The sequence below is a fragment of the Streptomyces sp. NPDC004609 genome (assembly GCF_042873655.1).
GTDB lineage: Bacteria > Actinomycetota > Actinomycetes > Streptomycetales > Streptomycetaceae > Streptomyces.
Map to the genome: position 1 here is coordinate 24331 of NZ_JBIALS010000016.1, position 12195 is coordinate 36525.

At 71.2% G+C, this 12195-nt stretch carries 14 protein-coding genes and 1 riboswitch; of the genes, 3 read left to right on the forward strand and 11 right to left on the reverse strand.

The features are described 5' to 3' along the window. Positions 1–198: 198 nt before the first annotated feature. From ACFYT4_RS17590 to ACFYT4_RS17600, 3 genes are all read right to left on the reverse strand, one after another. Positions 199–582 (reverse strand): hypothetical protein, encoded by a 384-nt coding sequence (locus tag ACFYT4_RS17590; protein ID WP_389269337.1) that lies wholly within the window; start codon positions 580–582, stop codon positions 199–201. Between the two features lie 217 nt (positions 583–799). Next, a complete protein-coding gene (gene rph / locus ACFYT4_RS17595) occupies positions 800–1540 on the reverse strand; it encodes a ribonuclease PH (RefSeq protein ID WP_389269339.1) in 741 nt (246 codons plus the stop codon). Positions 1541–1864: 324 nt separating this feature from the next. Further along, on the reverse strand, positions 1865–2098 hold the full coding sequence (locus ACFYT4_RS17600) for a glucose PTS transporter subunit EIIB (protein ID WP_389269341.1): 234 nt from the start codon (positions 2096–2098) through the stop codon (positions 1865–1867). Between the two features lie 252 nt (positions 2099–2350). Between ACFYT4_RS17600 and ACFYT4_RS17605 the strand changes: the two genes are divergently transcribed. Together ACFYT4_RS17605 and ACFYT4_RS17610 are read left to right on the forward strand one after the other, a co-directional pair. After that, the gene (locus ACFYT4_RS17605) at positions 2351–3646 is read left to right on the forward strand and encodes a PTS transporter subunit EIIC (RefSeq protein ID WP_389269343.1); all 1296 of its coding nucleotides are present in this window, start codon (positions 2351–2353) and stop codon (positions 3644–3646) included. Between the two features lie 252 nt (positions 3647–3898). Continuing rightward, a complete protein-coding gene (locus ACFYT4_RS17610) occupies positions 3899–5164 on the forward strand; it encodes a PTS transporter subunit EIIC (protein WP_389269345.1) in 1266 nt (421 codons plus the stop codon). Between the two features lie 106 nt (positions 5165–5270). On the opposite strand, the gene ACFYT4_RS17615 is transcribed toward ACFYT4_RS17610, so the two are convergent. Then, the gene (locus ACFYT4_RS17615) at positions 5271–6023 is read right to left on the reverse strand and encodes an MBL fold metallo-hydrolase (protein ID WP_389269347.1); all 753 of its coding nucleotides are present in this window, start codon (positions 6021–6023) and stop codon (positions 5271–5273) included. A 199-nt stretch (positions 6024–6222) separates the two neighbouring features. Between ACFYT4_RS17615 and ACFYT4_RS17620 the strand changes: the two genes are divergently transcribed. Continuing rightward, entirely contained in the window at positions 6223–6681 is a 459-nt protein-coding gene (locus ACFYT4_RS17620) for a type II toxin-antitoxin system PemK/MazF family toxin (protein WP_389269349.1), read from the forward strand. A gap of 366 nt (positions 6682–7047) precedes the next feature. On the opposite strand, the gene ACFYT4_RS17625 is transcribed toward ACFYT4_RS17620, so the two are convergent. From ACFYT4_RS17625 to ACFYT4_RS17655, 7 genes are all read right to left on the reverse strand, one after another. Then, positions 7048–7998, reverse strand: coding sequence for a PLP-dependent cysteine synthase family protein (locus ACFYT4_RS17625; protein WP_389269351.1), 951 nt, complete (start codon positions 7996–7998; stop codon positions 7048–7050). Continuing rightward, positions 7998–8285, reverse strand: coding sequence for a MoaD/ThiS family protein (locus ACFYT4_RS17630; protein ID WP_389269353.1), 288 nt, complete (start codon positions 8283–8285; stop codon positions 7998–8000). Before ACFYT4_RS17630 ends, ACFYT4_RS17625 begins: the two co-directional genes overlap by 1 nt. A 78-nt stretch (positions 8286–8363) precedes the next feature. Next, positions 8364–8468 (reverse strand): putative leader peptide, encoded by a 105-nt coding sequence (locus ACFYT4_RS17635; RefSeq protein WP_389269355.1) that lies wholly within the window; start codon positions 8466–8468, stop codon positions 8364–8366. 66 nt (positions 8469–8534) lie between these two features. Next, on the reverse strand, positions 8535–9299 hold the full coding sequence (locus tag ACFYT4_RS17640) for an ABC transporter ATP-binding protein (protein WP_389269560.1): 765 nt from the start codon (positions 9297–9299) through the stop codon (positions 8535–8537). Positions 9300–9373: 74 nt separating this feature from the next. After that, positions 9374–10540: a FecCD family ABC transporter permease gene (locus ACFYT4_RS17645; protein ID WP_389269356.1), complete on the reverse strand. Its 1167-nt coding sequence runs from the start codon at positions 10538–10540 to the stop codon at positions 9374–9376. Then, entirely contained in the window at positions 10537–11523 is a 987-nt protein-coding gene (locus ACFYT4_RS17650; protein WP_389269358.1) for an ABC transporter substrate-binding protein, read from the reverse strand. Before ACFYT4_RS17650 ends, ACFYT4_RS17645 begins: the two co-directional genes overlap by 4 nt. A gap of 60 nt (positions 11524–11583) precedes the next feature. Next, positions 11584–11669, reverse strand: a riboswitch (cobalamin riboswitch). Between the two features lie 69 nt (positions 11670–11738). Further along, positions 11739–12161: a Mov34/MPN/PAD-1 family protein gene (locus ACFYT4_RS17655; protein ID WP_389269360.1), complete on the reverse strand. Its 423-nt coding sequence runs from the start codon at positions 12159–12161 to the stop codon at positions 11739–11741. Between the last annotated feature and the right edge of the window lie 34 nt (positions 12162–12195).

Consider the following 12195-nt stretch of genomic DNA (forward strand, 5'->3'; position numbering starts at 1 on the left):
ATTATCCGGCGCCCCGGGCCCGCCCTTCGCCGGGCCCCTCTCGCGCCCCCGGATCCCCTGCCGGGTGCGGGCCGGCGTACGCGTTCCGGCTGTTTCCGCTCGTCGGGTACGCGTCTGAACGGCTGTCCGTCTGCACCACTCCGGAAGGGGCGCGCTGCTACCGCTCCGGAAGGGGTGCGTGGGCTGCGCCTCGCTCTCTCAGGGGCTGCAGACCTTGCCGATCTCGGTCGCCGCGTCCGTCACCGGCTTGAGGTCGGGGGTCGCGTCGCCGCTCTCGATCGACTTGCGCACATTGTCGACGCCGGTGTTGAGGTCGTCGACGGCCTTGCTCAGGTCCGCGTTGTCCGTCTTGTCGCTGAGGTTGTCCAGCTCCTTGTCGATGGAGTCGAGGGCCTCACGTGCCTTGGTCGGGTCGTCGGCCGCGCTGGAGACGGCCTGCTGGAGCTTGTCGACGCTGGTGGCGATGGCGTCGGCGGTCTCGACACAGTCGAGGACCTTGTCGACGGCGCTGCAGCCGGCGGTGACCGGCACGATGAGTGCGACGGTGGCGAGCGTGAGTGCGATGCGGCGGCGCGCAGGCATGTGAACGTTCCCTCCCCGGGTGTGGACGGGCGCACGGTTCGGCCCGTGCGCCCGTGACGTGTACGACGCCCGCGAGGGCGCTCTTGGTTGCCTCTTTACCCGGGGGTCCGCCGTCCGCACGCGCGGGGCCCCTCCCGGGATCCGGGAGGGGGGATTCCGGCCGTCGGCGCCCCGCCGTCCGGCCCCGAGGGCCGAGGGGGAGCGCGGGTTGTTCCCGTCAGCCTGCGGGCTGACCGCGCTCCAGCGCCGCGCGCTGGAGGGCGGCGAGGTCCGCGCAGCCCGCGGTGGCGAGGTCCAGCAGCGCGTTGAGCTCCTTGCGGTCGAAGGGCTCCGCCTCGGCGGTGCCCTGGACCTCGACGAAGCGGCCGTCACCTGTGCAGACGACGTTCATGTCGGTGTCGGCGTGCACATCCTCCTCGTAGCGGAGGTCGAGCAGCGGCGTACCGCCCACGATCCCCACGGAGACCGCGCTGACCGTGCCGGTGAGGGGCTGGCGGCCGGCCCGTACGAGCTTCTTGTTCTGGGCCCAGGCGACGGCGTCGGCGAGGGCGACGTAGGCGCCGGTGATCGCGGCGGTGCGGGTGCCGCCGTCGGCCTGGAGGACGTCGCAGTCGAGGACGATGGTGTTCTCGCCGAGGGCCTTGTAGTCGATGACCGCGCGCAGGGAGCGTCCGATGAGCCGGCTGATCTCGTGCGTACGGCCGCCGATCTTGCCGCGTACGGACTCGCGGTCGCCGCGGGTGTTGGTGGAGCGCGGCAGCATCGAGTACTCGGCGGTGACCCAGCCCTCGCCGCTTCCCTTGCGCCAGCGCGGTACGCCCTCGGTGACGGAGGCGGTGCAGAAGACCTTGGTGTCGCCGAAGGAGATGAGGACGGAGCCCTCGGCGTGCTTGCTCCATCCGCGTTCGATGGTGACCGGGCGGAGCTGTTCGGGGGTGCGGCCGTCGATTCGAGACATGGCCATGAGCCTATCCGCCCCTCACCGGGCTCCCGCCCGTGCCCGGACCCGTCGCCCACGGGTCCGCGCTCCTTGCCCGTACCGCGTCCCGCCCGCGCTCCGGACCTCGCCGGGAGGCTCCCCGGGCCCGGAGCGAGGCCCGGAGCGAGGGCGGGCACGGGGCGGGCGGGGCACGGCAGGGGCCCCCGCGGTGCCTCGGGCTCCACGCGGCGCCCCCAGGCGACTCGGCCATGTGTGAGGGCCCTGTCCCGGAGGGAGCAGGGCCCGGGACGGCCGACCGCCCCGGGGGTCCCGGGGCAGGGAGCCGGACAGGAAGCCGGGCGGCTACATCATGTCCTCGATGTCCGCGGCGATCGGGTCCGCGTCCGTGCCGATCACGACCTGGATCGCCGTTCCCATCTTGACGACGCCATGCGCACCCGCGGCCTTGAGCGCGGCTTCGTCGACGAGGGCGGGGTCGGTGACTTCGGTGCGGAGGCGGGTGATGCAGCCCTCGATCTCCTCGATGTTGTCGATACCACCGAGCCCGGCGACGATCTTCTCAGCCTTGCTGGCCATGTCTTCTCCCTGATCTTCAAGGGCGCCCGGAGGGCGCTCAGCGCTGCCTCGGCCCACCATCGGTCCGCTTTGTCACGGTAACGCACGGTTGGCCCATGTTCACGGGCGAGTAACCGCTTCGTCCCCAATGATGACGTTCACCGGTACTCCGGCCACGGCCCGCCCGAGGCCGGCCTCCGGGGCCTTACCCACGACTGGTCTACACCAGTCTGCAACACCTGCCGCACCAGGCACAGTCCCGGGAGGATGCCGATGGCCCCTGAGAGCACGGCCGCACCGCAGCCGTCGGTATGGAGCAAGCTGTTCCAAGGGCTTCAGAAGATGGGCCGCAGCCTTCAGCTCCCCATCGCCGTACTGCCGGCGGCCGGCATCCTCAACCGGCTCGGCCAGCCCGATGTCTTCGGGCAGGACGGCCTCGGCTGGAACGACGTCGCCAAGGTGATGGCCGGCGCCGGCGGTGCGCTGCTCGACGCCAACATCGGCCTGCCGCTGCTGTTCTGCGTGGGCGTGGCGATCGGGATGGCGAAGAAGTCGGACGGCTCGACGGCGCTCGCCGCGGTCGCGGGCTTCCTCGTCTACTACAACGTGCTGCGCCAGTTCCCCAAGGACTGCGAGGTCGGCGGCCAGGTGGTGCTCACGGGGTGCCAGGGGGCGGACGGGACGGTCGTCCCGTTCACGTATCAGAACCCCGGGGTCTTCGGCGGTATCGTCATCGGCCTGCTGGCCGCCTACTTCTGGCAGCGCTACCACCGCACCAGGCTGGTCGACTGGCTGGGCTTCTTCAACGGCCGCCGGCTCGTCCCGATCATCATGTCGTTCGTCGCGATCGGTTTCGCCGCGCTCTGCCTGTGGATCTGGCCGCCGATCGGCGACGCGCTGGAGAGCTTCAGCGACTGGCTGGTGAGCCTCGGAGCCTGGGGCTCGGGCATCTTCGGGGTGACCAACCGGGCGCTGCTGGTCATCGGCCTGCACCAGTTCCTGAACGTCCCCATCTGGTTCCAGCTGGGCAGCTACACCAAGCCGGACGGCACGGTGGTGCACGGCGACATCACGATGTTCCTGGCGGGCGACCCGAACGCGGGCCAGTTCACCACGGGCTTCTTCCCGATCATGATGTTCGCCCTGCCCGCCGCCGCGCTGGCCATCACGCACTCCGCGAAACCGCACCGCCGCAAGGAGATCGGCGGGCTGATGCTGTCGGTCGGCCTGACGTCCTTCGTGACCGGGATCACCGAGCCGATCGAGTACTCGTTCCTCTTCGTCGCCCCGGTGCTGTACGCGATCCACGCGGTGCTCACCGGTGTGTCGATGGCGCTGACCTGGGCGCTGGGCGTCAAGGACGGATTCAGCTTCTCGGCCGGCCTGATCGACTACGTCATCAACTGGGGCCTGGCGACAAAACCCTGGCTGATCATTCCGATCGGGCTCGGTTTCGCGGTGGTCTATTACGCGATCTTCCGGTTCGCGATCACCAGGTTCAATCTGCCGACACCGGGACGGGAACCGGAAGAGGTGGCGGAGGAACTGGAGCGCGACAACATCACATAGACGCCGGCGGCGGACAAGGCCGGGGGGACCCCGCGGCTCACGGGGGCACCCCGGGCCTTGTGTCACGAATGGCGCTCGATGCGGGACTGCGCGGAATTCGAAGGTTCCTTATCTATCCCTCACGTGCTACAACAGGTCTACACCACTGAGTGGTTTAGACCACGCGGTGCCACGGCGCCGCGTTCCCCCCTGAGACGTCGCTTCCCCCTGCTCCGCCCCCCTGGCGACGCCTTGTTCCCCTGGAGGATGTTGATGTCCACGGCTAGCGCAGCCCCCGCGGCTGACAAGAAGAAGGGCGCGGGCGCGATGGCGGTCATGCAGCGCATCGGCCGCAGCCTCATGCTGCCGGTCGCGGTGCTGCCCGCCGCCGCGCTCCTGGTCCGGCTCGGCAATGCCGACATGCTCGGACGGGAGTCGTTCCCGACCTTCATCACCAAGATCGCCGGATATATGGCGGCCGGTGGCAATGCGATTCTCGACAATATGGCGCTGCTGTTCGCCGTCGGTATCGCGATCGGTTACGCAAAGAAGTCGGACGGTTCCACAGCGCTCGCGGCGGTCACCGGCTATCTGGTGTTCAAGAATGTGCTGGCCACGTTCACCGACAGCAATCTGCCGAAGGTCGCGAAGGTCGTCGACGGCAAGATAGTCATGACCGACGCGCCCGTGGACGCCAAGGTCCTCGGCGGTGTGGTGATGGGCCTGGTCGTGGCCCTTCTCTACCAGCGTTTCTACCGCACCAAGCTGCCCGACTGGGCGGGATTCTTCGGCGGCCGGCGGCTGGTCCCGATTCTCTCCGCCTTCGCGGGACTGATCATCGGCATCGTCTTCGGTTTCATCTGGCCGGTCCTCGGCACGGGTCTGCACAACTTCGGCGAGTGGCTGGTCGGCTCCGGCGCCGTGGGCGCGGGCATCTTCGGTGTGGTCAACCGTGCGCTGATCCCCATCGGCATGCACCATCTGCTGAACTCGTTCCCCTGGTTCCAGGCCGGTGAGTACGAGGGCAAGAGCGGTGACATCGCACGCTTCCTGGCCGGTGACCCGAGCGCCGGACAGTTCTTGACGGGCTTCTTCCCGATCATGATGTTCGCCCTGCCCGCCGCGTGTCTCGCGATCGTGCACTGTGCGCGGCCGGAGCGGCGCAAGGTCGTCGGCGGCATGATGTTCTCGCTGGCGCTCACCTCGTTCGTCACCGGTGTGACGGAACCCATCGAGTTCACGTTCATGTTCATCGCGCCGGTGCTGTACGCGATCCACGCGGTGCTCACCGGTGTCTCCATGGCGCTGACCTGGGCACTCGGCATGAAGGACGGCTTCGGCTTCTCGGCGGGCGCGGTGGACTTCCTGCTCAATCTGGGGATCGCGTCCAACCCGTGGGGGCTGGCGCTGGTGGGTCTCGGTTTCGCGGCGGTGTACTACGCCGTGTTCCGGTTCGCGATCACCAGGTTCAATCTGCCGACACCGGGGCGTGAGTCGGACGACGAACTGGCGGAGCTTCAGAAGGCGGAAGCCAAGTAGACCACTGCCGGCCGCTCGGGCCGGGGCCCCGGTACCGTCGCGTACGGTCCGGGGCCCCGGTCGTGCGCGCGCCCCGGGCGGGCCGTGGCGATGGCCGGTGAGCGCGTCAGACCTCGTACACCGCGCCGGCCGCCGCGATCTCCGCCGGGCCGGGGTAGACCGCGCGGGCGTCCGCGAGGTTCTGGGCGCCGTCCGTCCACGGCGGGATGTGGGTGAGCACCAGCCGTCCCACCCGTGAGCGCCGCGCCTCGGCTCCGGCCTCGCGGCCGTTGAGGTGGAGATCCGGGATGTCCTCCTTGCCGTGGGTGAAGGACGCCTCGCACAGGAACAGGTCGGCTCCGTCCGCGAGTTCGTGCAGGGCGTCGCAGACACCCGTGTCACCGGAGTACGTCAGCGTCCGGCCGCCGTGCTCCAGGCGGATGCCGTACGCCTCGACGGGGTGGGCGAGCCGTTCCGTACGGACGGTGAAGGGGCCGATGTCGAAGCTGCCGGGCTTCAGGGTGTGGAAGTCGAAGACCTCGCTCATGGAGGACGAGGACGGGGTGTCGCCGTACGCGGTGGTCAGGCGCTGCTCGGTGCCTTCCGGGCCGTAGACGGGGATGGCGTCGCACCGGCCGCCCTCGTGGCGGTAGTAGCGGGCGACGAAGTACCCGCACATGTCGATGCAGTGATCCGCGTGCAGATGGCTGAGGAAGATGGCGTCGAGGTCGTAGAGACCGACATGGCGCTGCAACTCGCCGAGGGCACCGTTGCCCATGTCGAGGAGCAGCCGGAAGCCGTCGGCCTCTACGAGGTAGCTCGAACAGGCCGATTCCGCGGACGGGAACGACCCCGAGCAGCCGACGACGGTGAGCTTCATGGAGCTTGAACCTCCGTTGACGGGGAGGGCTGGGGGTGGATCGTGCGGTTCGTCGAGCGTAAAGCGCAAAAGGAGTGGCCGCTCCTCCGGAGAGGGGGGGTGTGGGGGAACTCACCTGCGCTGTCACTGAATCGGAGGGCGCGCGGCCGGGTGTGTGCGGGGCGCGCAGGTCGCGCGGGGTGCCGGTACCGTCGGCGGTATGGACACGTGGTGGTGGCCGGTGCTCGGCGCGGTGGTGCTGGTGGCCCTGGTGGTGTCGGTGGTGGACGCGCGGCGGCGGCGCGCCGGTGGGTCGCCGCGGGGGCGTACGCGCCCTCCGGGCCGGCCGTCGGGGCCGCTGCGCCGGCACCGGCCGAAGCCCGGCGAGATCTGGTGGGCGGATGTGCCCTACGAGGACGGTCCGGGGTCGAAGGACCGGCCCTGTCTGGTGCTGTCGGTACGGGGGGCCACGGCCGAGGTCGCCAAGATCACCAGCAGGCGGCACGACGGCCGGCCGGGGGTGATCGCGCTGCCGCACGGCGCGGTGGGGGATCAGCTGGGCCGCGCGAGCTTTCTGGAGACGGAGGAGCTGCGGAGGGTGCCGCTGGGGCGGTTCCGGCGGCGCGTGGGGGCGGTGGATCCGGGGGTGTGGGAGAGGGTGCGGTACCTGGCGCGGTGACGGTGGCCGTGCCGGTTCTGTCCTCACACGCCGGGCGGGCTGGACGGGGCGTCCCGGTCCGTGACGTGGACGGGACGCGTCAGGGGCGCGTCGGGCGGGCGGCCCGCGCGTCGCGCTCGGACCGTGACCGCGGTTGCGCGTGCCCTTCGTCCTCACGCCGGACGGGCCGCGAGTGCACCCGGTCCCGGCGGTGCACGACGCCCGCCGGGGCCGAGACGGCGACGCGCCCCGGCCCGTACCGTGACCGCGGTCGGCCGTGGCGGCCGTCCTCACACGCCGGACGGGCTGGAATCGCACCCCGGCCCGCGCCCCCGGCCCGTACCGTGACCGCGGTCGGTCATGCCCCCCGGCCCCGGGCGCCGGGGGTCAGGCCCAGAGCTGGCCGCGCAGCGTCTCGATCGCCGCCTCGGTCGTCGGGGCGGTGTAGACGCCCGTCGAGAGGTACTTCCAGCCGCCGTCGGCGACGACGAAGACGATGTCCGCGGCCTCGCCCGCGGTGAGGGCCTTCCGTCCGACGCCGATCGCGGCATGGAGCGCCGCGCCGGTGGAGACGCCCGCGAAGATGCCCTCCTGCTGGAGGAGTTCACGGGTGCGGGTGACGGCGTCCGCGGAGCCGACGGAGAAGCGGGTGGTGAGTACGGAGGCGTCGTACAGCTCGGGGACGAAGCCCTCGTCGAGGTTGCGGAGCCCGTAGACGAGGTCGTCGTAGCGGGGCTCGGCCGCGACGATACGGACGCCGGGGACGTGCTCGCGGAGGTAGCGGCCCACGCCCATGAGCGTGCCGGTGGTGCCGAGGCCCGCCACGAAGTGGGTGACGGAGGGGAGGTCCGCGAGGATCTCGGGGCCCGTGGTGGCGTAGTGGGCGCCCGCGTTCGCGGGGTTGCCGTACTGGTAGAGCATCACCCAGGACGGGTTCTCGGCGGCCAGTTCCTTCGCGACCCGGACGGCGGTGTTGGAGCCCCCCGCCGCCGGGGACGAGATGATCTCCGCGCCCCACATCGCGAGGAGCTGGCGGCGCTCGTCGCTGGTGTTCTCCGGCATCACGCACACGATGCGGTAGCCCTTGAGCTTCGCGGCCATGGCGAGCGAGATGCCGGTGTTGCCGGACGTCGGCTCCAGGATCGTGCAGCCGGGTGTGAGGCGGCCGTCCTTCTCCGCCTGCTCGATCATGTGGAGCGCGGGGCGGTCCTTGATCGAGCCGGTCGGATTGCGGTCCTCCAGCTTGGCCCAGATGCGGACGTCGTCCGAGGGCGACAGCCGCGGGAGTCGGACCAGCGGGGTGTTGCCGACCGCGGCGAGCGGGGAGTCGTAGCGCATCAGTGCATTCCGCCCGCGACCGCGGGAAGAATCGTGACGTTGTCGCCGTCGGAGAGCTTGGTGGAGATGCCGTCGAGGAAGCGGACGTCCTCGTCGTTCAGATACACGTTGACGAAGCGGCGGAGCTGGTCGCCGTTGGCCTTGTCCACGATGCGGTCCCGGATGCCCGTGTGCCGGGTCTCCAGGTCGGCGAACAGCTCGGCAAGCGTGTTCCCGCTGCCCTCGACGGCCTTGGCGCCGTCGGTGTAGGTGCGGAGGATGGTCGGGATGCGGACCTCGATGGCCATGGCGTGGACTCCAGTCGAAGGGCGGTGGGCGCGCGGCTCGGCCCCCGCGCGAGGGTGGGATGGGGATGAGCTGACTGCTCAGGTACACATCGCGCTGGCGAGGCGGCACAGGTCGACATGCAGCCGCGCCACGAGCAGCGGCGGCCCGCCCGGCGTCTTGTCTCGCATGTCTGGATGAACCATGCGGTCATCGTATCGATTCCCGGTCCGGGATCCGGAATGTGATCTCGCATGACGGACGTGGCCCGCTCACCATTCGGAAGGGAGATAGGTGATGGAGGGTGCTCCGGTGGCCGGGTGCACGGTGACGTCGGCCCGTACCCGGTAGACGTCGGCGAGAAGTTCGGAGGTGAGGACCTCCCCGGGGGCGCCGGAGGCGACGACTGCGCCGGCGTTCAGGACGCAGACCCGGTCGCAGTAGTACGCGGCGAGGTTGAGGTCGTGCAGGGCGAGGAGGCTGGTGGTCCCGAGGGTCCGTATCAGCCCGAGGATCTCCAGCTGGTACCGGATGTCGAGATGGTTCGTGGGCTCGTCGAGCACGAGGAGGGCGGGCCGCTGGACGAGCGCGCGGGCGACGAGGGCGCGCTGGCGCTCGCCGCCGGACAGGGACGGGAAGGCCCGGTCGCGCAGGCCGGCGATGCCGAGCCGGGCGAGGGCCTCGTCGGTGAGCGCGGTGTCCTCGGCCGTGTCCGCCTCCCAGAACCGTTTGTACGGGGCGCGGCCCATGAGGACGGTCTCGCGCACGGTCAGCTCGAACTCCGCGGGGCTCTCCTGCGGCACGGTCGCCACCCGCTGGGCGCGCGCCTTGGGGCCGAGGGTGACGAGGTCGTCGCCGTCGAGGAGGATCCGCCCGGCCGTGGGGCGCAGCGTGCCGTAGACACAGCGCAGCAGGGTCGTCTTGCCGCTGCCGTTGGGGCCGACGAGGCCGACGGTCTCGCCGGGGTGCGCCGCGAGGTCGATGCCGGTGAGGAGGGCGTGGCCGTCGGTCTCGTACCGCACTCCGGTCACCGCCAGGGCGGCGGCCCTCGCCGGGGCGCCGGTCGCGGTGCCGCCCGGGGAGTTACTCGCGGGGCGGCTTCGGGGCTCGCTCACCGTACGGCTCCTTCCACGGAACGGGAGCGCATCAGCCACAGGAACAGCGGGCCTCCGATGAGGGCGGTGAGCACGCCGACGGGGATGTCCTGCGGGGCGGCGACGGTACGGGCCGCGAGATCGGCGACGACGAGGGCGAGGGCGCCGCCGATGGCGGCGACCGGCAGCAGGGCGCGGTGGGTCGCGCCGACGAGCAGCCGGGCGGCGTGCGGGACCATCAGCCCGATGAAGCCGACCGCGCCGCTCACGGACACGAGCACGGCGGTGACGAGCGAGGCGAGCACGAAGACGGCCGCGCGGAAACGGGACACGTCCAGGCCGAGCACGGTCGCGCCCTCCTCCCCCGCCAGGAGCAGATCGAGCGGCCGGGCGAGCGCGAGCAGCAGCGGCAGTCCGAGGCCGAGCACCGCGCCGGGCAGCCACAGGGTGTCCCAGCGGGCGCTGCCGAGGCCGCCGAGCGTCCAGTGCAGGGCCTCCCGGAAGTGCTCGGGCCGGGCGGACGCGACGAGGACGAGGGTGGTGAGGGCGGTGAAGATGTACGACACGGTGACCCCGGCGAGGACCAGCCGGGTGCCGGTCATCGAGCCGCCGCGCCGGGCCAGCCCGTAGACGAGCGTCATCGCGGCGAGCGCGCCGGCGAACGCTCCCGCGGGCATGGCGACGGCGGTGGTGACGCCGACGCCGAGGGTGAGCACGAGGACCGCGCCGGTGGAGGCGCCGGAGGAGATGCCGAGCAGGAAGGGGTCGGCCAGCCGGTTGCGTACGAGGGCCTGGAGAACGACACCGACGACACCGAGCCCCGCGCCGACGACCGCGCCGAGGAGGACCCGGGGCAGCCTCACGTCCACGATGATCGTCCGCTGGGGGCCGGGGGGCGCGTCCGGCCGCAGGGCCTGGAGGACCTCGCCGGGCGGGATGTGCACGGACCCGAGGGCGAGTCCGGCGACGACCGCCGCCGCGAGGGCGAGCAGCAGACCGGTGGCGACGGCCCCGTACCGCAGCCGGGACGCGCGGCCCGAAGAGGCGGAAGAGAAGGAGGGGGAACAGGCGGGGGAAGCCGCGGCGGACGGACCGGGCCCGGGTGTGGCCGTCGGGGAGTCCGGGGGCGCGGCGCCCGCCCGCGACGGCATGGCGGGCGGGGCCTTCTCGCTCGGGGAGGTCACCGCGCGAGCTGCGGGGCCAGCTTGGCGATCGCGTCGGGCGCGCGCACTCCGAGAACCGCGTCCGAGAGCGGCAGCACGGCGAACTTCCTGTTCCTGATCGCCGGTACGTCCTTCAGCGCCGGGTCGTCGAGCAGCCGCCGCTTCTTCTGCTCCAGGGTGGTGGAGCCGTAGTCGTAGATGACGATGACCTCCGGCTTGCGGGCCACGACCTCCTCCCAGGAGGCGTCGCCGAAGCTCTTGTCGAGGTCGGCGAAGACATTGCGGCCGCCCGCGCGGGTGATCAGTTCGTTGCCCATGCCCTTGCCGCCCGCCGTGAACGCGGTCCTGTCGCCGCTGTCGTACACGAAGACGGGTACGGGCGCGCGCCCGTCGCCTGCGGACGCGGTCCTGTCGACCGAGGCGCGGGCGGCGGCGATCCACTTCCGGGCGCGGTCGCCGACGCCGAAGGTGCGTCCGATCTCGTCGACCTCCCGGTAGACGTCGTCGAGCGTCGTCCTGCCCTTGGCGCAGTTCTCCAGGTTGAGCCGGGTGTTGATGCCGGACTCGGCCAGTTCGGCGCGGGTGCGGCCGTCCTTGGCCTCGAAGGCGCTGGCGTAACCGCCGTAGACGAAGTCGGGGCCGACGGACAGGAGCTTCTCCTTGGAGGGGTACTCCTTGGCGATGACCGGTATGGACCGGTACGCCTTCTCGTGGCGCGGGAGGACCTCGTCGTCGAGGTAGGCGGTGCCGACGAGGGACTTCTCCAGTCCCAGTTCCAGCATGATCTCGGTGACATGCTGGTTCATGGTGACCGCGCGCTCCGGGGGCGCCTGGTAGGTGGTCCGTGTGCCGCAGTTGTCGACGGTGTACGGGAATCCGGGGGCGGGCTCATCGGCCCGGGGCTTGCCGGATTCGGCGGCTCCCGTACCGCAGGCGGTGAGCGGAAGCAGAACGGCCGAGGCGATGAGAGCGGCTCGGCGGGCGGCGGAACGGCGCCTGGACATGCGGATGGGCCTCCTCCGGGGATTTCCACGTCCCCTGGGTGTGGGAGAAGGGCGGCCGGTCAGTTCCTGGCTGACGGGCGTGGCCGCGTGGTCGCGGACGCCCGGTCACAGTGGCGGGACCGCGCCGGATTCGCACCGGCTTCCTGGGTCCTGCCGCCCGTGTATGGAGTTGGGTGGCCGGAGGGGCGGAAGGGCCGTGCTCCGGGCCGTGGCGGTCAGTATGCCTCGACGACCTCGACGTCCTCCTCGGTGACCTCGCCGTCGACGATGCGGAAGGAGCGGAACTGGAACGGGCCGGAGTCGTCCGTGTCGGCCGTGGAGACCAGGACGTAGTGTGCGCCGGGCTCGTTGGCGTAGGTGATGTCCGTACGGGAGGGGTATGCCTCGGTCGCCGTGTGCGAGTGGTAGATGATCACCGGCTCCTCGTCGTTGTCGTCCATCTCGCGGTAGAGCTTCAGCAGGTCCGCGGAGTCGAACTCGTAGAACGTGGGCGAGCGGGCCGCGTTGAGCATGGGGATGAAGCGCTCGGGACGACCGCTGCCCTCGGGGCCGGCGACGACTCCGCATGCCTCGTCGGGGTGGTCGGCGCGGGCGTGCGCGACGATCTGGTCGAACAGGGCCTGGGTGAGGGTCAGCATGCCGATCAGCATAAGCAGAGGGCGGGCGGGCACC